The organism is Pseudomonas sp. TE3910, assembly GCF_056279025.1.
In genome coordinates this window covers 2932289-2952654 of the sequence record NZ_JBWBQN010000001.1, presented here as the reverse complement: position 1 = coordinate 2952654, position 20366 = coordinate 2932289, and the positions used below count along the sequence as shown (strand labels likewise).

The following is a 20366-nucleotide window of genomic DNA, read 5'->3' as shown; positions in this document are numbered from 1 at the left end:
CTCGCAAAAGTTGTTCAGGTACACTGGTTTTCTAACTGAGTATCGGTCCCTCGGGACTGCCCCTGACTGGTTCTGTGAGAGGTTGCCATGGCTGACTATAAAGCGCCCTTGCGCGATATGCGCTTCGTCCTCAATGAAGTCTTCGAGGTTGCCAGGCTCTGGGCTCAACTGCCCGGCCTGGCCGATATCGTTGACGAAGAGACGGCCATGGCCGTTCTCGAGGAGGCCGGCAAGGTCACCAGCAAAAGCATCGCGCCGCTGAACCGTGGTGCCGACGAAGAGGGCTGCCGTTGGGATAATGGCGTCGTCACTACACCAGCAGGTTTTATCGATGCGTATCGCACCTATGCCGAAGGTGGTTGGGTGGGCGTAGGCGGTGATCCCGCATTCGGCGGCATGGGCATGCCCAAGGTTATTTCTGCCCAGGTCGAAGAGATGGTCAACGCTTCCAGCCTGTCCTTCGGCCTGTACCCGATGCTGACGGCCGGTGCCTGTCTGTCGATCAATGCCCACGCCAGTGAAGCACTCAAGGCTACCTACCTGCCAAACATGTATGCCGGCGTCTGGGCCGGCTCGATGTGCCTGACCGAGCCCCATGCCGGCACTGACCTGGGCATCATCCGCACCCGTGCAGAACCTCAGGCCGATGGCAGTTACAGGGTCAGTGGTACGAAGATCTTCATCACGGGCGGCGAGCACGACCTGACCGAGAACATCATCCACTTGGTGTTGGCTAAACTGCCGGACGCACCGGCTGGGCCGAAAGGCATTTCGTTGTTTCTGGTGCCCAAGTTCCTGGTCAATGCTGACGGCAGCCTCGGCGCACGCAACCCGGTCAATTGCGGCTCCATCGAGCACAAGATGGGCATTCAGGCTTCTGCCACCTGCGTGATGAACTTTGACGACGCGGTAGGGTATCTGGTCGGTGAGCCCAACAAGGGCCTGGCCGCCATGTTCACCATGATGAACTACGAGCGTTTGGGCGTCGGTATTCAGGGCCTGGCATCGGCAGAGCGTTCTTATCAGAACGCGATCGAATACGCCCGCGACCGTCTGCAGAGTCGCGCGCCGACCGGTCCGCAAGCGAAGGAAAAGGTCGCAGACCCAATCATCGTTCACCCTGATGTGCGGCGCATGCTGCTGACCATGAAGGCCTTTAACGAGGGTGGCCGCGCCTTCTCCAGTTATGTGGCGATGCAACTGGATACTGCCAAGTACAGCGAAGACCCGGTTGTGCGCAAGCGAGCCGAGGACCTGGTGGCCTTGCTGACGCCAGTGGCCAAGGCGTTCCTCACGGACCTCGGCCTGGAAACGACGGTGCATGGTCAGCAGGTGTTCGGTGGCCATGGCTACATCCGTGAGTGGGGCCAGGAGCAACTGGTGCGCGATGTGCGCATCACGCAGATCTACGAGGGCACCAACGGCATTCAGGCGCTGGACCTGATCGGGCGCAAGGTCGTGGGCAGCGGCGGGGCGTATTACACGTTGTTCGCGGATGAGGTCCGCCAGTTCATCGCCTCGGCAGACGCCGGGCTGGACGAATTCAGTAAACCGCTGGCAGCAGCCTTGGGTTGCCTCGACGAACTGACCGCCTGGGTACTGGACCGCGCCAAGAGCAACCCGAACGAGATCGGTGCCGCCTCGGTGGAGTACCTGCAGACCTTCGGTTACGTCGCTTATGCCTACATGTGGGCGCTGATGGCACGTACGGCGCTGGCCAAGCAGGGGCAGGACGACTTCTATGCCAGCAAACTGGGGACCGCACGGTTCTACTTTGCCCGATTGCTGCCACGCATCCACTCGTTGAGCGCAGCCGTGAAGGCCGGTAGCGAGTCGCTTTATCTGCTCAATGCCGAGCAGTTTTAAGCTTCGCCGCGTCGTGTAGGAAAAGGCTTACACGACGTGGTGACTTTTCGCCTCTATCTAAAGATTGGATCCATCGCTAATCTTTACCACATGGACGTCGCGCAGGACGCGCAATGTACAGAACAGGGACACGCAGGATTCCTGCCAGGATGGCGGGTGAAATGGATGTCAGGGAAACAGTCTGCAAACCCCGCCTCGGCGGGGTTTTCTTATGCCCGCAATTAAATCAACCCAACACGTCCAGTGGCGATACGCCGATGTGCCGTGGGTCGATCTCTTCTTCCAGTAGCGTACGCAGCAACTCGATCGATGCTTGCTGGCGCTGCGCATCCCGGAACACCAGGCCCACTTTCAGCGGCACCCGTGGCTCGCTCAACGGCTTCCAGAGCAGTTCCTGATCATCCGTCACTTCTTGGGCCCGCCCGGGCAAGACGGTAGCCAGCGACGTGTGTGGCAGGCTGTCTAGAATCCCGCCCATGTTGTTCATTTCCGCCTGAACCTGCGGGCGCCGGCCAAGGTTGGCCAGCTGCGACTGCCAGATCTGCCGCACCTGAAACTCTTCGCCCAGCAGCAGCATCGGTAACTCGGCGGCCTGTTTCAGCGAGACTTTCTTGAATTCGCGCAACGGGTGGGTATTGGGGATCACCAATTGCAGTTCGTCTTCATACAGCATCAAGCCGTGCAGGCCCGGTTGGCGCGGCGGCAGGTAGCTGATGCCGATATCCAGTGTGCCGTTTAGCAGGCGTCGCTCGATTTCCATACCTGACAGTTCGTAGATCTGTACCACCAGGTGTGGCTGCGCCTTGCGTACCCGGTCGAGCAGCTGTGGTACCAGGCTTGGACGTACGGTCTGCAGTACCCCGATGGCCAATGTGCGCAATGACTGCCCCTTGAAGTTTCGCAGGGCGTCACTCGCCCGTTGCAGGCCGTCGAGCAGGGGCAGTGCGTGGTTGTACAGGGTGTGCGCTGCCAGGGTCGGCAGCAGTCGCTTGTTGCCGCGTTCGAACAGGCTGACATCCAGGCTGTGTTCGAGTTGGCGGATCTGTTGCGACAGCGCCGGTTGGGACAGTGACAGGCGTTCGGCAGCCCGGCCGACATGACCTTCTTCGTAGACCGCGACGAAATAACGCAGTTGGCGAAAATCCATAAGAGATACTTATCAAAAAAGCTCGAAAAACGAAATGGCTGTTAGCCTGCAAGAAGCCTAGTCTATCCCGTATTCACAAGGTTTACAGGGCCATAGGGCGCGATGAATACCGTGTATGTGGATGGTGTTTACATAGGCAAGGCTAAAAACATCGGTCATGGCTTATTGACCGACATTGATAAGGAACAGGTTGCAAGAAGGCTGTGGTTGTGGCCACAGGGACTGGGCAGCGATGAACACGGCGACCCACGCTTCCATACCGGCCCTGAACGGGCCTTGCATCACTACCCCGCCGAGCACTACGCCTATTGGCGCAAACGTTATCCACAGATCGACTGGTGTGCACCGGCTTTTGGCGAAAACCTGTCGACCCACGGCATGAGCGAAGAATCCGTTTGCCTGGGCGACATGTTTCGATGGGGGGGCGCGCTGTTGCAGATCAGCCAGCCGCGCTCGCCCTGTTATCGGCTCAGCCACCGCTGGGGCCTGCTGGACTTGCCTGAACAGGCTCAGCAAACGGGCCGTTGCGGCTGGTTCTACCGGGTGCTCAAGCCGGGTTTTGTCAGCGCCGAAGATCCTTTTGAGTTGATTCAGCGTAGCTACCCAGGCCTCACCGTAGCCTGGGCGTTACATGCTTTTTTCCGTGAACCCCTGGAGCATGCAGGTTTGAAAAAGCTGGTGGATTGTCCGGCCCTGTCGTCACGCTGGCGCGACATCGCGATGAGGCGTCTACGTACCGGCCAGGTCGAAGACTGGACATCGCGTCTGCTCGGCTTGCCACTGGAAGGGTTGCGCGCATGAACCTGTTCAACCTGCGTCGTTCGCCGGCCCCCCTTGAGGAGCACGAGTCTGCTCCGGTGACCACTGCACCGGTCGAGTCGTTGTCGCGTGAATGCCTGATGCCAGTGGCAGAGCGCCCGGCACAAGTCTTCGTCCGGGGTCAGGGTTCCTGGCTGTGGGACAGTGATGGGCGGGCGTACCTCGATTTTACTCAGGGCTGTGCGGTCAACAGCCTTGGGCATAGCCCCAAAGCACTGGTTCAGGCATTGGGTGCCCAGGCTCAAGCGCTGATCAATCCGGGGGCAGGGTTTCATAACCGTGGCTTGTTGCAACTGGTCAATCGCCTGTGTGAAAGCACCGGCAGTGATCAGGCCTATCTGCTCAACAGTGGCGCCGAAGCCTGCGAAGGTGCGATCAAACTGGCACGCAAGTGGGGCCAACTGCATCGTAACGGTGCCTACCACATCATCACGGCCAGCCAGAGCTGCCATGGGCGTACGTTGGGTGCGTTGTCGGCCTCCGACCCGTCGCCGTGCAACCGCTGCGAGCCTGGCGTGCCAGGTTTCAGCAAGGTGCCCTACAACGACCTTGCAGCCCTGCATGCCGCCGTCGACTCGCGTACGGTTGCGATCATGCTCGAGCCTATCCAGGGCGAGGCTGGCGTCATTCCGGCGACCCAGGACTACTTGCAGGGTGTCGAGCGTCTGTGCCGCGAGCTGGGCATCCTGCTGATCCTTGATGAGGTTCAAACCGGTATCGGTCGCTGCGGTGCTTTGCTTGCCGAGCAAACCTACGGTGTACGCGCCGATATTCTGACCCTGGGCAAAGGCTTGGGCGGTGGTGTGCCGCTGGCCGCACTGCTGGCACGTGGCACGGCCTGCTGTGCCGAGCCGGGCGAGCTGGAGGGAAGCCATCACGGTAATGCGCTGATGAGCGCTGCTGGCCTGGCGGTGCTGCAAACGGTATTGGAGTCGGGGTTCTTCGACCATGTGCAGGAGGCCGGACGGCACCTGCGCGATGGTTTGGGGCGCCTGACTGCACGCTACGGCCAGGGTGAAGTGCGCGGCCAGGGCTTGCTCTGGGGGCTGGAGCTGGCGGATGACTCGGCGGCTGCGGTGGTCAAGGCTGCGCTGCAGGAAGGCCTGCTGTTGAACGCACCGCAGGCGAACGTGCTGCGTTTTTCGCCGGCGTTGACCGTGAGCAAAGGCAACATTGATGAAATGCTGTTGCGCCTGGCACGGGCATTCGCCCGGGTCCATACCGCGCAACTGAACCGTCGTCGCGAGGCGAGTGCCTGAGATGCGTGTACTTGTCCTGCAACATTCGCCCGCCCAGCGTCATGGGCCACTGAACCGCTGGCTGCTGCAAAACGCCGAAGCGGTGCATATCTGCCACCTCTATGCCCATGCCCGCATGCCACGGCTGGACAGTTTCGATCTATTGATCGACCTGGGGCCCGAGCAACCGCAGGAGCCTTGGCGTGACGCCGAGCGACGCCTGCTGGAAAAAGCCTTGAGCGCTGGCAAACAAGTGCTGGTAGCCGACCAACTGGACCACCTGATCCTCTCCGGCAACGTTCTGCACTAACGAATTTTACGAACCGTCTCGCGTTCCTGCGCATCGCCCTGGGCCTGATCATTTTGGCTCGGGGCGTTTTTTTATCTGCCGTCAGCTGCTCAAGGGCACGCCCGGCGTCCTAAGGTGCGCTGAGGACTTTGCGGTAGAACTTCCATTCCTCCTCCAGCGCATGGGCGAGGTTGGCCGCGGTTCGAAAGCCGTGGCGTTCATTGGCATAGAAGTGCCCTTCGGCGTGAATACCACGGCGTTTCAGGGCGTCGAGCATGCTGCGCGTTTGCTCGGGGACGACCACCGCATCCAGTTCGCCCTGGAAGAAGATCACTGGCACTTTGATTTGTGCTGCATGCAGCAGCGGTGTGCGCTGTCGGTAGCGCTCGATGTCCCGCACGGGGTCGCCGATCAGCCAGTCGAGGTAGTCGCCTTCAAACTTGTGCGTTGCGCGGGTCAGGGCCAGCGGATCACTGACCCCGTAGAGGCTCGCGCCAGCACGGAACACGTTGTGAAAGGCCAGCGCACACAGGGTGGTGTAACCACCGGCGCTACCGCCTCGGATAAAGGCCTGGGTTGGGTCCACCAGGCCTTGCCCGGCCAGGTAGCTGACTACGGCACAGGCATCTTCCACGTCGACTTCGCCCCAGCGCCCGCACAGCGCCTGACGATAGGCCCGGCCATAGCCACTGCTGCCTCGATAGTTGAGGTCGGCGACGGCAAAGCCGCGTTGGGTCCAGTATTGAACACGCGGGTCGAGCACTGGGTAGCATGCGGATGTCGGGCCACCGTGGATGAACACCACCAGCGGTGGGCGCGACGTCCCGTTCATGGCCGGGTAGAAAAAACCATGGGCAATACCATCACCGCTGGGGTAACGGAGGGTTTGCGGCCGGCTGATGCGTTCGGCCGGTAACGGAAGTACGCCGCCACTCAACACCTGAACATGGTGCGTTCGCCGGTGGATGGCGATGACAGCCGGTGGGTGGGTGGCCGACGACGCGATGGCATACAGGTAGGTGTTGTCCAGGTCCAGGCAGCGAAAACGGGTGAACGCGCCGCTGAAGTCTTCTAGCGTGCCGTCGAGATGGCGCACGCCCAGGCGGCTGAAACCGTCTTCGAACCAACTGGCCAGATAACGTCCACGATCCAGGGGGCGCCAGGTGCTGGCGCCCAGTTGCCAAGGAGCGCCGGCGTGGTCGGCCGCCGTGGCGGGGAGTGCCTGCCAACCCTGTTCGGTTTCACCCCAGGGCTGCCAGAAACCTTCACGGTCTGACAGGCAATACAGGCGGCCATTGCTACCGAAGCGCGGTTGCTGCAGGGATTCCTGTTCGTCGCCGTCACCCGCAATGCACTGCGCCGGGCTCCAGCGGCCATCGGCCTGACGCTGGCAGCACAGCAGGCGGGTGGCGGTCCAGGGTTGATCGGGGCGGTTCCACTCGATCCAGGCCAGGCGGGCACCATCCTCGCTTACGGTCGCAGATGCATAGAAGTCCGCACCTTCGGCCAGTACCTCCCGTGAGCCCCGGCCAATCGCGACCAAGCGGTGTTCGACCTGATCCGGCGTGTGCGTTTCCTCAACGGCCACGACCTTGCCGTCTGCCCAGCACAAATCACCGTAACGACGATGGCCGTGGGTCAGCGGCTGCGGCTGGCCGCCATCGAGGCTTTGCCGATAGAGCTGCTGGTCTGTTTCGTTGACGAACACCAGGCCGTTGGCCGTGAGGCAGAATGCACCGCCGCCATACTCGTAGACCCGGCTGCGTACGCTGAAACCATCGGGCGTCAGGCAGCGGCTGCGGCCCTTGTGCCAATGCCAGATCCGGCAAGCACCGTCCTGGGGACGAAAGGCATTCCAGAACAACCCGTGCGGGCCGACCTTGAGTTCGGCATAGTCGGCGCCTGCGGCAACCGCCTGTTCGGCGCTGAAGCGATCAGCCGCGAGCGATGACACGGGAGTTTCGATCATTGCGGAACGTCATCTGGTCGATGGAGAGGTTGGCGTGTTCAGCGTCTTTCCGGGCGTTGAGGATGATCCCGTGGTCGGCCGATTTGGCGCAGACCGGGTCAGCCTTGCTGGCGTCGCCGGTGAGCATGAAGGCCTGGCAGCGGCAGCCGCCGAAGTCTTTTTCTTTCTCGTCGCAGGAGCGGCACGGCTCAGGCATCCAGTCATAACCGCGGTAGCGGTTGAAGCCGAACGAGTCGTACCAGATGTGCTGCATGCTGTGTTCGCGCACGTTGGGAAACTGCACGGGCAGTTGCCGTGCGCCGTGGCAGGGCAGTGCAGTGCCGTCCGGGGTGACGGTGAGGAATACGCTGCCCCAGCCGTTCATGCAGGCTTTCGGGCGCTCCTCGTAGTAGTCCGGGGTGACGAAGATCAGTTTGCAGGGGTTGCCGGCAGCCTTGAGCGTTTCGCGGTACTCGTTGGTGATGCGTTCGGCGCGCTCCAGTTGGGCGCGGGTCGGCAGCAGGCCGACCCGGTTCAAGTGCGCCCAGCCATAGAACTGGCAGGTGGCAAGCTCGACGAAGTCCGCTTCCAGGGCAATGCACAGCTCGATGATGCGGTCGATCCTGTCGATGTTGTGCCGGTGGGTCACGAAGTTCAGCACCATCGGGTAACCGTGGGCTTTTACCGCGCGGGCCATTTCCAGCTTCTGCGCAAAGGCTTTCTTCGAGCCGGCCAACAGGTTGTTTACCTCTTCGTCGCTGGCCTGGAAGCTGATCTGGATATGGTCCAGCCCGGCGTGCTTGAAGTCGGCAATCTTCTGTTCGGTCAGGCCGATACCCGAGGTGATCAGGTTGGTGTAGTAGCCCAGGCGGCGGCCTTCGCCGATCAGTTCGGCGAGGTCCTGACGAACCAGCGGTTCGCCACCGGAGAAGCCCAGTTGCGCGGCGCCCATTTCCCGCGCTTCACGCATCACCTTGAACCATTGCTCGGTGTTCAGCTCCTGGCCCTGGGCAGCGAAGTCCAGTGGGTTGGAGCAGTAAGGGCACTGCAGTGGGCAACGGTAGGTCAGCTCGGCCAGCAACCACAGCGGCAGACCGACCTCAGGGGTAGCGGGTACCTCAGGCAAGCTCGATCCAGTGTTCGACACGGGCGACCTCCATGAATTGCTCGATGTCATCCCCAAGTTCGGGTACGCCGGGAAACTGCTCGTCCAGGTTGGCGATGATCGCGGCGACCGTGCGCTGACCATCAATCAACCGGCCGATGGCCGAGGCGCTTTCGTTGAGCTTGATCATGCCCTCCGGGTAGAGCAGCACATGGGCTTTCTGTGCCGGCTCGAACTGGAAGCGGTAACCCGGGCGCCAGCGCGGGGTCAGGTTGCGATCGAAGCTCATAGGGCAATCCCCTTGTGCCAGACCCGTTCACGGGTGACGGTGTGATAGGGCGGGCGGTTCAGTTCGTAGGCCATGCTCATGGCATCGAGCATGCTCCAGAGAATGTCCAGCTTGAACTGGAGAATCTCCAGCATGCGCTGTTGGCCTTCCACTGTAGTGTAGTGCTGCAAGGTGATACTCAGGCCATGTTCGACATCGCGACGGGCCTGGCTCAGGCGTGTTCGGAAGTACGCGTAACCGGCAGGGTCGATCCACGGGTAGTGTTGCGGCCAGCTGTCCAGGCGCGACTGATGGATCTGTGGCGCGAACAGTTCGGTCAGGGAGCTGCTGGCGGCTTCCTGCCAGCAGGCTCGTCGGGCAAAGTTGACATAGGCGTCCACCGCAAAGCGTACACCGGGCAGCACCAGCTCTTGAGAGCGTAGTTGCTCGGGATCAAGGCCAACGGCCTGGCCCAGGCGCAGCCAGGCTTCGATACCGCCATCTTCACCAGGTGCGCCGTCATGGTCGAGCAGGCGTTGAATCCACTCGCGGCGGATCTCGCGGTCCGGGCAGTTGGCCAGGATCGCGGCATCCTTCATCGGGATATTCACCTGATAGTAGAAGCGGTTGGCAACCCAGCCCTGGATCTGCTCGCGGCTGGCCCGGCCTTCATACATGGCCACGTGATACGGGTGATGAATGTGGTAGTAGGCACCCTTGGCCCGCAGGGCTTGTTCAAACTCGGCGGGGGACAGCGCTTTGGCGTCGTTCATGTCAGCTCCTACAACTCGATGCTCATGCCGTCGAAGGCGACTTCGACACCGCGGCGGTTCAGTTCAGCGCGTTCGGCCGAGTCTTCATCCAGGATCGGGTTGGTATTGTTGATGTGGATAAGCACCTTGCGCTGCGTCGGCAGGTGTTCCAGCACTTCAAGCATGCCACCTGGGCCGTTCTGGGCCAGGTGGCCCATTTCCCGACCTGTACGGGTGCCGACACCACGTCGCTGCATCTCATCATCGTCCCATAGGGTTCCGTCGACCAGCAGGCAGTCGGCGCTGGCCATCTTCTCCATCAACCCGTCATCGACTTGCCCAAGGCCTGGGGCATAGAACAAGGTACCGCCAGTGCGCAGGTCTTCGACCATCAGCCCGAGGTTGTCACCTGGGTGTGGGTCGAAGCGGTGTGGCGAGTAAGGCGGTGCGGCGCTGCGCAGCGGGAACGGGCTGAAGCGCAGGTTAGGGCAGGCGTCTATAACGAAGCTGCCTTCCAGTTCGATACGGTTCCAGACCAGCCCACCGTTCCAGTGGCTGAGCATATTGAACAGCGGAAAGCCGGTGCTCAGGTCCTGATGGACCATGTCGGTACACCAGACCTGATGGGGGCAGCCCTCGCGCAGGCTGAGCAGGCCCGTGGAGTGATCAATCTGGCTGTCGAGCAGGACGATCGCGTTGATGCCCGTGTCGCGCAGTGCCCGGGCCGGCTGCATCGGGGTAAAGCTTTGCAGTTGGGCGCGGATGTCTGGCGAAGCATTGCAGAGTACCCAGTGGACGCCGTCATCGGACAAGGCGATCGACGACTGGGTTCGCGCCGTGGCGCGCAGGGTGCCATCGCGAAAGCCCTTGCAGTTGTCACAGTTGCAGTTCCACTGGGGGAAACCGCCACCGGCGGCGGAACCGAGAATCTGGATGTACATGGCCACTCCTGCCGCGTCTGAAAATGAAAACGCCCCGGCTGACCGAGGCGTTGTACTGACAGCAAACTCAGCGGTTTGCGAAGTACATGGTCACTTCAAAGCCGATACGCAGATCAGTGTATGCAGGTTTGGTCCACATGGGATTACTCCTTCCGGATAGGTCTGGGGGTTGGTGGCTACTTATTTAGTCCACCCTCGCAATGAAGGGGGTTCGGTGGCCAAGATTGCGCTATCTTACTAAAAAATACGAAGCTGAAAGGTTAAATCTTAGATGAATGCCGTTACCGCGGGCGTAAAAATCAGCATGCATCCTGCCAGGCGGCGGACGGCGCTGGGCCGTTGGCCAAGCATAGCCAACCCTGGTCAACCCGGCGCACCGCCTCGGCGGCGGCTTCGAGTGTTGCCAGGTCTACAGCCTTGATGCGTGCCTGCAACGGCTTCAGTGTCTGCAGGGGATGGCCGGCCAGTTGCGCTTGCCAGGCCCACTCGGCCACATCGCTGTTGCTCATGCTCGGTTCAGCGAACTGCGCCGCCAGGGCCTGACGTTGTGCTTCCAGCTCGCTGGCGTGAGTGTTGAGCCAGAGTCCTAGCCCATCAATGAAGGTGTTGATGTGCATTAGGATTTGCCTATGGCTGACCGACGGTGACTGCACGCCGAACAGCAGGCCAGCATGGCCTTGAACCTGACGGAAGGCGCTGAACACGGCATAACCCAATTGCAGTTCGACCCGCAGACGCTGGTAGAAAGGCCCCTGGATCAGGTGTGCCAGCAGGCGTCCTGCAGCCTCATCGGCCACCGGGCAGAACAACAGCAGGGCTTGCTCTGCGCTGTCATCGGTCGAGTGGTACCACTGCCTGCCGCGAATGAGGCGCGGCGTGGTGTGGCTGCCAGCACTGCCGGGAATCGCCAGTGGTTGCCGTTCGGTTGCCGCAAAGCCGGTGGCCAGCCCTTGCCAGCGTGCGCTGCTCCACACGGCCTGAAGCTCTGCGTCGGTGGCTGTTTGCACCTGCGGGGTTGTGTTCCCTCCCCCCAGAACAACCTCCGGCAATTGCCGGAGCAGTTGGCGGATGGGTATCAGTGTCGGTTCCCGGGCTGGGGTCGTGGCCGTCTGCCAGGTACTCGCTGGAGGGCTGCGCAGCACCGCCAGGGCTTGCGTGACAACAGCATTGACGGCACTGGGTGCGCCAGCGCAGCGCAACTGCCAGTAGTGTGCGCAGGCGCTGAATTCCAGCTCTACACAGGCTTGTGCCGCGCGTTCGATGAGCCTTTGCAGGGCACCGTTGAGCCGTGCGTAGAGGTTATCGTGGCCGCGTGAGTCGAGTTGCCAGCGCAGGTACAGGATGCCGGTCTGGCGTGTGCTTGGCAGGGCAGGGTTGTAGACCATGTGGGGGGGGCCCGACGACGCCTGAGTGGCGGCATCAGCGTTCACCAGGAATGGGTTGGGCTCGGGCAACTGCCAGGGCATGAAGGTTTCGAGACGCGGGCATGTGCGAGCCAGTAGCGTGTTGAGCAGGGCGCTCAGCGCTGCACTGTCCGGTGTCCCGGGTGGGTTGCCCGTGCTGTCTTGACGTGCCAGTTGCAGGGCGCCGGCACGCCCTTGCTGGCAGGCCATGAGCCGAGCGTATTCCTCCTCCAGCGGCGTCCGGTCGGCGCTGTTGAAAAAAGCCAGCCAATCAAAAAACAGCCGTTCAACGTCACTGCGATGCTGCTCATCCGTCAGGGTGAACTGCACATGCAGCAGGGCCTGCTGCTCATACTGATAAAGCGTTTTGAAACTGAGCCCCGTTATCCAGCCTTTTTCGCGCAACAGTGCGAGCAGGCCGCCGGGTTGGCTGTCCGTCAGCCACGTGCTGAGGAATGCGATTGCGTCCTCGCTACCGGTAGGCAAGCGTTCACAGGCGAACAACAGGTTCAGCAGGCCTGCCGGTTGCGCCGGTGCGCCGCACAGTTGCAGAGGTGTGACCGGCGCCTGGGCTGTTTTCAGCCCGGGATTGAAGGCCTGGCTACAGGCTTCGGCCATTGCCAACAACTCGGTCAGTGGTTGTGGCCCGGCCAGGCTCAAGGTTATTTGCCCTGCCTGGTAGTAGCGTTTGTGGAAGTCCTGCAGTGCCCGTTGAAAGGCGGCCTGCTGTACACCCAGGCTGTAGCGGTTACCGGCATGGAAGGCCCGAAGTGGATGGCCTGCCGATACGCACTGAAGCAGGGTGAATTGTGCCTGCGAGGCGTGGTCGCGGGACCAGGCAATGAACTCGGCGTGCAGCACTTCGCGTTCGCGCAACTGCGCGGCGTGGTCGTCCAGGCGGGGCTGGGCAAGCATGTCGCACAGCCGCTCCAGGGCACCACTGAATGCCGCGACCGGGACTTCGAAAAAAAACTCAGTGGCCCGTTCCCGCGTGCTTGCATTGACCTGGCCACCGTAGCGTTGCACATAGCGCATCAGGCCGTCTTCAGCCGGGAAGCGGCTGTTGCCGAGAAAAAACAGGTGTTCAAGGAAGTGCGCCAGCCCCGGCCATGCCGTTGGAGCATCGTGGCTACCGGCAGCGACATGCACTGCGGCGGCGCAGCGCTTCAGGTGTGGCGCATGGCGCAGTGTGAGCTGCAGGCCGTTGGCCAAGGTATGGTGTGCAAACGTGGCAGGCATGACGGCTCCAGCAAAACGCGAACCGTCATGCTAGCGGATAACTCAGCCTTTGCGCGGGTCGCCGTACAGCTCGGGGCGCAGGTCGTGCAAATAGGGGGTGTTGGCCCGGCCCTGTACGACCTGTTGGCGATCCAGATCACTGACCAGCAAACAGGCCTCGCGTCCAGCCATGGCCAGGATGCTGCCATCCGGGCCGACGATACTGCTTTGCCCACAGTACTGGATCGCGTCCTCGGCACCGCAGTAGTTGGCGTAAACCAGATAACACTGGTTTTCGTAGGCGCGGGCGCGCACGGTGACCTGGGCGACAAAGTCGTAGGGCACCATGTTCGCGGTCGGCACCAGTATCAGTTCGGCGCCGGCCAGGGCCAGACGTCGGGCGTTCTCCGGGAACTCGATGTCGTAGCAGATCAACAGGCCAAGCTTCCAGCCGTTGAGCTGGACCACCGGGAAGTGGTCCGGGCCCGGGCTGAACATCGCCCGGTCAAGGCCGCCGAACAGGTGCGTCTTGCGGTAGTTGCACAGGCTGCTGCCGTGGGCGTCGATCAGCTGTACTGCGTTGTACAGCCGACCATCATCGGCCCGCTCAGGGTAGCCATAGGCGATGGCAATGCGGTTGCTTTGGGCGATCTCCACCACGGCCATGGCCGAGGGGCCGTCCTCGGCCTCGGCCAGCCGTGCTACAGCGTCGGCGCCGATGTTATAGCCCGTCAGGAACATCTCCGGGCACACCAGCAGTTCGGCGCCCCGGGCAGCAGCGGCCTGCGCTTGCTGATGCAAGCGCTCCAGGTTGCCGGGCACGTCCACTGGCAGCGGCGCACCCTGATACACGGCGATACGCATGGCGGTTCTCTCGTCAGTCGGCCAGGGCGATTGGGCCAATTTCATTGAACACGTCGCCTGGGCCTGGGTTGTCCGGATGGGTGTGGCCACCGAAGTGGGTCATGATACCCCACACCGCATTGAGCGACGTTTGTACCGCCCCTTCTACCCAGGCGGGGGTCCAGGAGACGTCATCACCGGCGATGAACATGCCGCGCTGCTCGGCTGGCATGTCCTGCTGCATGAAGTGCGCGTACATCCGCTGGTTGTAGCGGTAGTGGCCGGGCAGAGCGCCTTTGAACGCACCCAGGAAGTGCGGGTCGGCTTCCCAGGAAACCGTAATCGGATCGCCGATGATGTGCCCGGCGATGTCCACTTTCGGGTAGATCTTCTTCAGCGCATCCAGTGCCAGTTTCACCCGTTTTTCCACGGGTTGAGGCAGCATTTTCAGGGCATCGCTCATCCACGAATAGGACAGGCAGATCACCCCCGGCTTGTCGTCGCCGTTGTCGAACAGGTAGGTGCCACGGGTGAGGCGGTCGGTCAGGGTCATGCTCATCAGGTCGCGACCGGTTTCCGGGTCCTTGTCCTTCCAGAAGGGGCGGTCGACCATGACGAAGGTCTTCGACGACTGCATGTAGCGTGTGCGGTCCAGGGCCATCCACATCTTCTGCGAGAACAGCGACTCCTCGCATTCGATCTGCGTAGTCAGCAACCAGCTCTGGCAGGTGGTCAGCACTGCTGCGTAGTGACGGGTATCTCCCCAGTTGTCAGTCACCGCCAGGCGACCGTCGCTGGCCCGGGCAATACGTTTGACGCCCGGCCGCGGCGCGCCTCGGTGCAGTGAGCTCAGGCTGGTACCTGCGGGCCAGTGGGCACAGCGCTCAGGAACATGGCGCCAGATGCCCTGCGGCACCTGCTCGACGCCACCGACGATCAAGTGCTGGTGATCGTCGCAGTTGGTCATTACCACGCGGAAGATTTCCAGCATTGAGTTGGGGAAGTCCGAGTCCCAGCCGCCCGTGCCGAAACCCACCTGACCAAAGACTTCTCGGTGCAGGAAGCTGAGCTTGGCGAACGACTTTGAGGTCGCAACGAAATCGTAAAAGGTGCGGTCGTCCCAGAGCGGCACCAGCGTGTTCCACAGCTCTTTGAGGCGCGGAACATCACGGTCACGGATGGCTTGCTGGATATCCCCAAAGCGCGCGCCGCTTTCCAGGGCGTCGGCCCAGGCATCGGCCACTTCCTGGAACAGCTTGGGCAAATCGGAGAGTTTTTCAGCGTAATGGGTCTGGCCTTCCAGATCGATCACGGTGCTGCCGGAAGCTGGGGTCAGCGGGTTGGGGAAGGGCTTGGTCTCAAGGCCGAGCTTGTCCACATAGTGATAGAACGCCGTGGAGGACACTGGAAAACGCATTCCCCCCAGTTCTGCAATGATCCCGTCAGTGCCTTCAAAGGCTTGCGAGCGCAGGCGGCCGCCCATCCTCGAGGCTTCGTAAACGACCGGTTTCAGGCCCAGTTTCATCAACTCGTACGCGGCCACCAGGCCGGCGATCCCGGCACCGACAATCGCTACTTCCTCACCCTGTCGCTCGGCCGGGATGCTGCCGAGGCCTGCGGGGTGTTCGATCCAGTCGTCAAAGGCGAAAGGGAAGTCCGGGCCGAAAATAGTGACGGGTTTCTTTCCATCGGCGGGGTGGCGATTGTTCTTGTTCATGATTGACCTTGCCAGGGCTGCGCGGAGTGCGGAGCTTGAGTATAGGAAACTGCCTGGCGGTCATTTTAGAGGGTGTGGATTTCGTTATTAAGATGCATAGTGTCGTCGTTATGCTCTTATTTGTGTCATTTAGACGACGATACGCTACAAAGTGACGATCTGTGTGGGCGCCGGCGTGGCTCATGCCATGCCGGCCGAGGCGGTCAAATCGGCTGCCCGCGATCCACCTTGCTGCTGAGGATGATCGAGGTGGTGGTTTTCTCCACACCTTCGACGTTGCCGATTTGATCGAGCAACTGGTCCAGTTGCTCCGGTGAGTCGCTGCGCAGCCAGGCCACATAGTCAAACTCGCCACTCACCGCACATAACTGCTGGATCTGGCCCATGGCACTGAGCCGCCGCACCACATCCTTGCCGGAACGTGGCTGCACGGTAATCCCGACATACGCCTGCAAGCCGCCATCAATCACTCGCTGCCCGAGGCGAACACCGTAGCCAGTGATTACCTTGGTTTTCTCAAGGCGAGCCAGCCGTGAGGTGACGGTAGTACGAGCGATGCCCAACTGCCGGGCCAGCGTGGCCACGCCTTCACGGGCGTTGATCTGCAACAGGGCGATGAGTTGACGGTCGATTTCGTCGAGGGCTGCAGCGCGTGTTTCAGGCATGGGGTATCTCGGATACAGGCCCTGGGTCAGGGCTATTGGGCTGGCTGAAAGGCCTTGGTGCCAGGTTAAGGGCACTTGCATCCTGCAGGCTGCCTGCGATGGATGCGGCGGGGTGCCCGCATTTACGCGGTGCTTGCATCACAGGCATGAGCTTATTCGGCTCATGGTGTGAGCCGATTGTGTCGGCTATTCGGCTCACTGTCCAATACCGAGGCCGGGCTGTTTGCGGACAGGCACGCCGTGAGCTTTAGCACGCCAAAGATTGCCGTCATGAACAGCAATGGATGGATGTGCTTGAGGTGGGTTGCCTGCGCAACTCCTTTAGTCGCTACCGAAGGCTGCGCTCGCCGGAGGTGCCGCCGCTGGAGATCGTCGCGAGGCCTTGTGGGCCTCCAGCGCAGACTGCGCAGCGGTGCCTTAATTCAGGTCAGGTAATGCCCTGCTTGTCGGCCAAACCTTAAAAAGGAATAAAGAACACAACCGGCTTGCCGGGGAATTCAACAGGGCGATTTGTTTCGGTCGCAGGAGCTCCTCGTGATTAACGAATTAGCGCAAGCGCACTATATCGTCACTATTGTTCGTCATAATGACCAATAATTCGTCAAATAAATGCACTTTGCGTCTTATCGTCGCACCCGCTTGCTTTTAGACTCTTTTCCCTGCGCGCTCGGCCTTCCTGTTCATCAGGAGCACGAGCTGTTGGGTGTTACCTCTTCCAATGTGACATACGAGCTCCAGGACAGTACTCATGTGTCACAGCGCTCATATTGGTCCTTAGGAATAAAAACAATGACAAAAACATTTCTGACCCTTTCTGCATTGGCTTTGTGTGTGGCTGCCGGCTCTGCGCTGGCCAAGGAGTACAAGGAGTTACGTTTTGGCGTCGACCCTTCCTATGCGCCGTTCGAATCCAAGGCCGCTGATGGAAGCCTGGTGGGTTTCGATATCGACTTGGGCAATGCGATCTGCGCTGAGCTGAAGGTCAAGTGCAAGTGGGTCGAAAGCGACTTCGACGGCATGATTCCCGGGCTCAAGGCCAACAAGTTCGATGGCGTGATCTCTTCCATGACCGTCACACCAGCACGTGAGAAAGTCATCGACTTCTCGAGCGAGCTGTTCTCTGGGCCGACTGCGCTGGTATTCAAGAAAGGTGCGGCCTTCGGCAGCGATCCGGCCTCACTGATCGGCAAGAAGGTCGGGTACGAGCAAGGCACCATCCAGGAAGCCTACGCCAAGGCCGTGCTGGACAAAGCCGGGGTAGAGACCCAGGCCTACGCCAACCAGGATCAGGTCTACGCTGACCTGATCTCCGGACGCCTCGATGCCTCAATCCAGGACATGCTGCAAGCCGAACTGGGCTTCCTGAAGTCACCACAAGGCGCCGACTTCCAGGTCAGCGAGCCGGTCGAAAGCCCGCTTCTGCCAGCCAAAACCGCCGTGGGTCTGTCCAAAGGCAACGCCGAACTCCAGGCCTTGCTGAACAAAGGCATCAAGGCTCTGCACGACAATGGCACCTATGCGGCCGTCCAACAGAAGCACTTTGGCAATCTGAATCTCTACAGCGGCAAATAATGACCCTGCGCCCATCTGCGGATGGGCACTTTTTTGATTGATGTAGGGCTGCTCAATGCTAGAAATCCTATTGCAGAATCTCGGACTGTCAGGCTTCAGCCTCAAGGGCTTCGGCCCACTGTTGCTGGAAGGTTCCTGGATGACGGTCAAATTATCCTTTCTGTGCTTGCTGGTAAGCGTTGGCCTGGGCCTGATCGGCGCCAGCGCGAAACTGTCAAACGTCAAACTGCTGAGGGTTACGGCCCAGCTCTACACGACGCTGATTCGCGGTGTGCCGGACCTAGTGCTGATGCTGCTGATTTTCTACAGCCTGCAAACCTGGTTGACCTCGTTTACCGAGTTCATGGGATGGGAATACATCGAGATCAACCCGTTCAGTGCCGGGGTCATTACCCTGGGTTTCATCTACGGGGCGTATTTCACCGAGACCTTCCGTGGCGCCATCCTCGCGGTACCCCGCGGGCAGATGGAAGCCGCTACCGCCTATGGCCTGACCCGAGCTCAGCGCTTCCGCTTCGTGGTGTTCCCGCAAATGATGCGTTTTGCCCTGCCGGGCATCGGTAATAACTGGATGGTGATCCTCAAGGCCACCGCGTTGGTCTCGATCATCGGTCTGGCCGATCTGGTCAAGGTGGCCCAGGATGCGGGTAAAAGCTCCTATCAGTTGTTCTTCTTCCTGGTGCTGGCCGCCTTGATCTATCTGGTGATAACCACCGCTTCGAATTACGTCTTGCGTCGGCTGGATGTCTTCTACGCCGCAGGCACCCGGGAGGCCGTACGATGATCGAACTACTGCAGGAATACTGGCGCCCCTTCCTTTACCAGGACGGCAGCCACATCACCGGGCTGGCCATGACCCTCTGGTTGCTCAGTGCCTCGATTTTCTTTGGCTTCGTGATGTCGGTGCCGTTGTCGATTGCCCGGGTGTCGTCCAATGTATGGGTGCGCTGGCCGGTGCAGTTCTACACTTACTTGTTCCGAGGCACGCCGCTGTATATCCAGTTGCTGATTTGCTACACCGGCATCTACAGCCTGGCTGCGGTACGCGCCCAGCCGCTACTGGATGCATTCTTCCGCGATGCATTGAACTGCACCATTCTGGCCTTTGCCCTGAACACCTGCGCCTACACCACGGAGATCTTTGCCGGGGCCATTCGCAGCATGAACCACGGTGAAGTCGAAGCAGCCAAGGCCTACGGCCTGACGGGCTGGAAGCTGTACGCCTATGTGATCATGCCGTCGGCCCTGCGTCGCTCGCTGCCTTACTACAGCAACGAAGTGATCCTGATGCTGCACTCGACCACCGTGGCCTTCACCGCGACCATCCCGGACATCCTGAAAGTCGCACGGGACGCCAACTCGGCGACCTTTCTGACCTTCCAGTCGTTCGGCATCGCCGCGTTGATCTACCTGGCAGTCACTTTCTCTCTGGTCGGCCTGTTCCGCCTGGCTGAACGCCGTTGGTTGTCTTTCCTCGGCCCGGCTCACTAATTCAGGATGCTTGTTCATGTACAAACTGACCGTTGAAAACCTGCACAAAAGTTACGGCAACCATGAAGTCCTCAAGGGCGTTTCACTGAACGCCAAAACCGGCGATGTGATCAGCCTGATTGGCGCCAGTGGTTCTGGCAAGAGCACCTTTCTGCGTTGCATCAACTTCCTGGAAACGCCCAACGACGGCGCCATGAGCCTGGATAACCAGCCGATTAAAATGGTCCATGATCGCCACGGCATGCGCGTGGCCGACGCCAATGAACTGCAACGTATCCGTACTCGCCTGGCCATGGTGTTCCAGCACTTCAACCTGTGGAGCCACATGACCGTGCTCGACAACATCACCATGGCCCCACGCCGTGCGCTGGGTGTCAGCAAGAAGGATGCAGAGGAGCGCGCCCGACGTTATCTCGACAAGGTGGGGCTGCCGTCGCGCGTCGCCGATCAATACCCGGCGTTCCTCTCCGGTGGTCAGCAGCAACGCGTTGCCATCGCCCGGGCCTTGAGCATGGAGCCGGAGATCATGCTGTTCGACGAACCGACTTCGGCACTGGACCCGGAGCTGGTGGGCGAAGTGCTCAAGGTGATCCAGGGCCTGGCCGAAGAAGGCCGCACCATGATCATGGTGACCCACGAAATGAGCTTTGCGCGCAAAGTGTCGAACCAGGTGCTGTTCCTGCACCAAGGGCGGGTCGAAGAGCAGGGCGCGCCCGAGGACGTATTGGGTAACCCGCAAAGCGGACGTCTGCAGCAGTTTCTCAGTGGCAACCTGAAGTAAGCCGCAGGGCAGATTCAAGCGTCATCCGTTCTGAAAGTCTTAGACGCAGTCGGCCAGCCATTTTTACGAATGACCGCTTTCCATGTTTCTGAAGGTGTTTTTACGAGGGTTGCCATACGTTCTCCGAGGGACGATCAGTACGGGCTGTACCGACACTGTTCCTCGGGAACGTCTGATTGGGGCGTCAAGACCTGCAGCTGAGCTGCAGGTCTTGATTCATATGGTGGGCCCAGCAGGACTCGAACCTGCGACCAAGGGATTATGAGTCCCCTGCTCTAACCAACTGAGCTATAGGCCCTCAGT

Annotated in this window: 19 protein-coding genes, 1 tRNA gene and 1 pseudogene; 8 read left to right on the top strand and 13 right to left on the bottom strand. The window is 60.8% G+C overall.

Annotated features, from left to right (window positions below; all coding sequences use genetic code 11):
• The first annotated feature begins 87 nt into the window (after window positions 1-87).
• On the top strand, window positions 88-1866 hold the full coding sequence (locus tag ACZ9H3_RS13560; RefSeq protein ID WP_454240263.1) for an acyl-CoA dehydrogenase C-terminal domain-containing protein: 1779 nt from the start codon (window positions 88-90) through the stop codon (window positions 1864-1866).
• Between the two features lie 226 nt (window positions 1867-2092).
• Here the strand turns inward: ACZ9H3_RS13560 and ACZ9H3_RS13555 are convergent, their stop codons facing one another.
• Window positions 2093-3013 carry a LysR family transcriptional regulator gene (locus tag ACZ9H3_RS13555; protein WP_065761424.1) on the bottom strand — a complete coding sequence of 307 codons (921 nt, stop codon included), beginning with the start codon at window positions 3011-3013 and terminating at the stop codon, window positions 2093-2095.
• Window positions 3014-3115: 102 nt separating this feature from the next.
• Here ACZ9H3_RS13555 and ACZ9H3_RS13550 point away from each other — a divergent pair, with 102 nt between their 5' ends.
• The 3 genes from ACZ9H3_RS13550 to ACZ9H3_RS13540 are packed head-to-tail and all read left to right on the top strand — an operon-like array spanning window position 3116 to window position 5380.
• Window positions 3116-3814 carry an MOSC domain-containing protein gene (locus ACZ9H3_RS13550; RefSeq protein WP_065761425.1) on the top strand — a complete coding sequence of 233 codons (699 nt, stop codon included), beginning with the start codon at window positions 3116-3118 and terminating at the stop codon, window positions 3812-3814.
• Window positions 3811-5091 (top strand): aspartate aminotransferase family protein, encoded by a 1281-nt coding sequence (locus tag ACZ9H3_RS13545; protein ID WP_476221091.1) that lies wholly within the window; start codon window positions 3811-3813, stop codon window positions 5089-5091. Before ACZ9H3_RS13550 ends, ACZ9H3_RS13545 begins: the two co-directional genes overlap by 4 nt.
• Before the next feature lies 1 nt (window position 5092).
• Entirely contained in the window at window positions 5093-5380 is a 288-nt protein-coding gene (locus ACZ9H3_RS13540; RefSeq protein ID WP_256587535.1) for a hypothetical protein, read from the top strand.
• A gap of 109 nt (window positions 5381-5489) precedes the next feature.
• Here the strand turns inward: ACZ9H3_RS13540 and ACZ9H3_RS13535 are convergent, their stop codons facing one another.
• The 10 genes from ACZ9H3_RS13535 to ACZ9H3_RS13490 form a co-directional block, all read right to left on the bottom strand.
• Window positions 5490-7328: a S9 family peptidase gene (locus ACZ9H3_RS13535; protein ID WP_102052184.1), complete on the bottom strand. Its 1839-nt coding sequence runs from the start codon at window positions 7326-7328 to the stop codon at window positions 5490-5492.
• Window positions 7294-8454, bottom strand: coding sequence for a pyrroloquinoline quinone biosynthesis protein PqqE (gene pqqE / locus ACZ9H3_RS13530; RefSeq protein WP_065761429.1), 1161 nt, complete (start codon window positions 8452-8454; stop codon window positions 7294-7296). The genes ACZ9H3_RS13535 and pqqE overlap by 35 nt, the downstream gene beginning before the upstream one ends.
• Window positions 8426-8701, bottom strand: coding sequence for a pyrroloquinoline quinone biosynthesis peptide chaperone PqqD (gene pqqD, locus ACZ9H3_RS13525; protein WP_330522832.1), 276 nt, complete (start codon window positions 8699-8701; stop codon window positions 8426-8428). Before pqqD ends, pqqE begins: the two co-directional genes overlap by 29 nt.
• Entirely contained in the window at window positions 8698-9453 is a 756-nt protein-coding gene (gene pqqC / locus ACZ9H3_RS13520; RefSeq protein ID WP_065761431.1) for a pyrroloquinoline-quinone synthase PqqC, read from the bottom strand. Before pqqC ends, pqqD begins: the two co-directional genes overlap by 4 nt.
• Window positions 9454-9461: 8 nt before the next feature.
• The gene (gene pqqB, locus ACZ9H3_RS13515; protein WP_476221088.1) at window positions 9462-10373 is read right to left on the bottom strand and encodes a pyrroloquinoline quinone biosynthesis protein PqqB; all 912 of its coding nucleotides are present in this window, start codon (window positions 10371-10373) and stop codon (window positions 9462-9464) included.
• A gap of 67 nt (window positions 10374-10440) precedes the next feature.
• Complete coding sequence (pqqA, locus tag ACZ9H3_RS13510; protein WP_003243383.1) at window positions 10441-10512, bottom strand: pyrroloquinoline quinone precursor peptide PqqA; 72 nt, start codon at window positions 10510-10512, stop codon at window positions 10441-10443.
• Between the two features lie 160 nt (window positions 10513-10672).
• The gene (gene pqqF, locus ACZ9H3_RS13505; RefSeq protein WP_476221086.1) at window positions 10673-13015 is read right to left on the bottom strand and encodes a pyrroloquinoline quinone biosynthesis protein PqqF; all 2343 of its coding nucleotides are present in this window, start codon (window positions 13013-13015) and stop codon (window positions 10673-10675) included.
• 42 nt (window positions 13016-13057) lie between these two features.
• Window positions 13058-13858, bottom strand: coding sequence for a carbon-nitrogen hydrolase family protein (locus ACZ9H3_RS13500; protein WP_099776005.1), 801 nt, complete (start codon window positions 13856-13858; stop codon window positions 13058-13060).
• A 13-nt stretch (window positions 13859-13871) separates the two neighbouring features.
• Entirely contained in the window at window positions 13872-15554 is a 1683-nt protein-coding gene (locus ACZ9H3_RS13495; RefSeq protein ID WP_065759048.1) for a flavin monoamine oxidase family protein, read from the bottom strand.
• Between the two features lie 203 nt (window positions 15555-15757).
• Window positions 15758-16219, bottom strand: a complete 462-nt coding sequence (locus tag ACZ9H3_RS13490; RefSeq protein ID WP_099776001.1) for an Lrp/AsnC family transcriptional regulator — start codon at window positions 16217-16219, stop codon at window positions 15758-15760.
• A 789-nt stretch (window positions 16220-17008) separates the two neighbouring features.
• Here ACZ9H3_RS13490 and ACZ9H3_RS13485 point away from each other — a divergent pair.
• The 4 genes from ACZ9H3_RS13485 to ACZ9H3_RS13470 are packed head-to-tail and all read left to right on the top strand — an operon-like array spanning window position 17009 to window position 20063.
• Window positions 17009-17791 carry a transporter substrate-binding domain-containing protein gene (locus ACZ9H3_RS13485; RefSeq protein WP_476221083.1) on the top strand — a complete coding sequence of 261 codons (783 nt, stop codon included), beginning with the start codon at window positions 17009-17011 and terminating at the stop codon, window positions 17789-17791.
• A gap of 55 nt (window positions 17792-17846) precedes the next feature.
• Window positions 17847-18575, top strand: coding sequence for an ABC transporter permease (locus ACZ9H3_RS13480; RefSeq protein WP_330522827.1), 729 nt, complete (start codon window positions 17847-17849; stop codon window positions 18573-18575).
• Window positions 18572-19282 carry an ABC transporter permease gene (locus ACZ9H3_RS13475; protein ID WP_330522826.1) on the top strand — a complete coding sequence of 237 codons (711 nt, stop codon included), beginning with the start codon at window positions 18572-18574 and terminating at the stop codon, window positions 19280-19282. The genes ACZ9H3_RS13480 and ACZ9H3_RS13475 overlap by 4 nt, the downstream gene beginning before the upstream one ends.
• 16 nt (window positions 19283-19298) lie before the next feature.
• Window positions 19299-20063, top strand: a complete 765-nt coding sequence (locus tag ACZ9H3_RS13470; protein ID WP_330522825.1) for an ABC transporter ATP-binding protein — start codon at window positions 19299-19301, stop codon at window positions 20061-20063.
• 26 nt (window positions 20064-20089) lie between these two features.
• On the opposite strand, the pseudogene ACZ9H3_RS13465 reads toward ACZ9H3_RS13470, so the two are convergent.
• Both ACZ9H3_RS13465 and ACZ9H3_RS13460 read right to left on the bottom strand, forming a co-directional pair.
• Window positions 20090-20179, bottom strand: a pseudogene (locus tag ACZ9H3_RS13465) (integrase); the annotation flags it as partial.
• Window positions 20180-20284: 105 nt separating this feature from the next.
• Window positions 20285-20361 (bottom strand) — tRNA-Ile (locus ACZ9H3_RS13460).
• Window positions 20362-20366 lie beyond the last annotated feature (5 nt).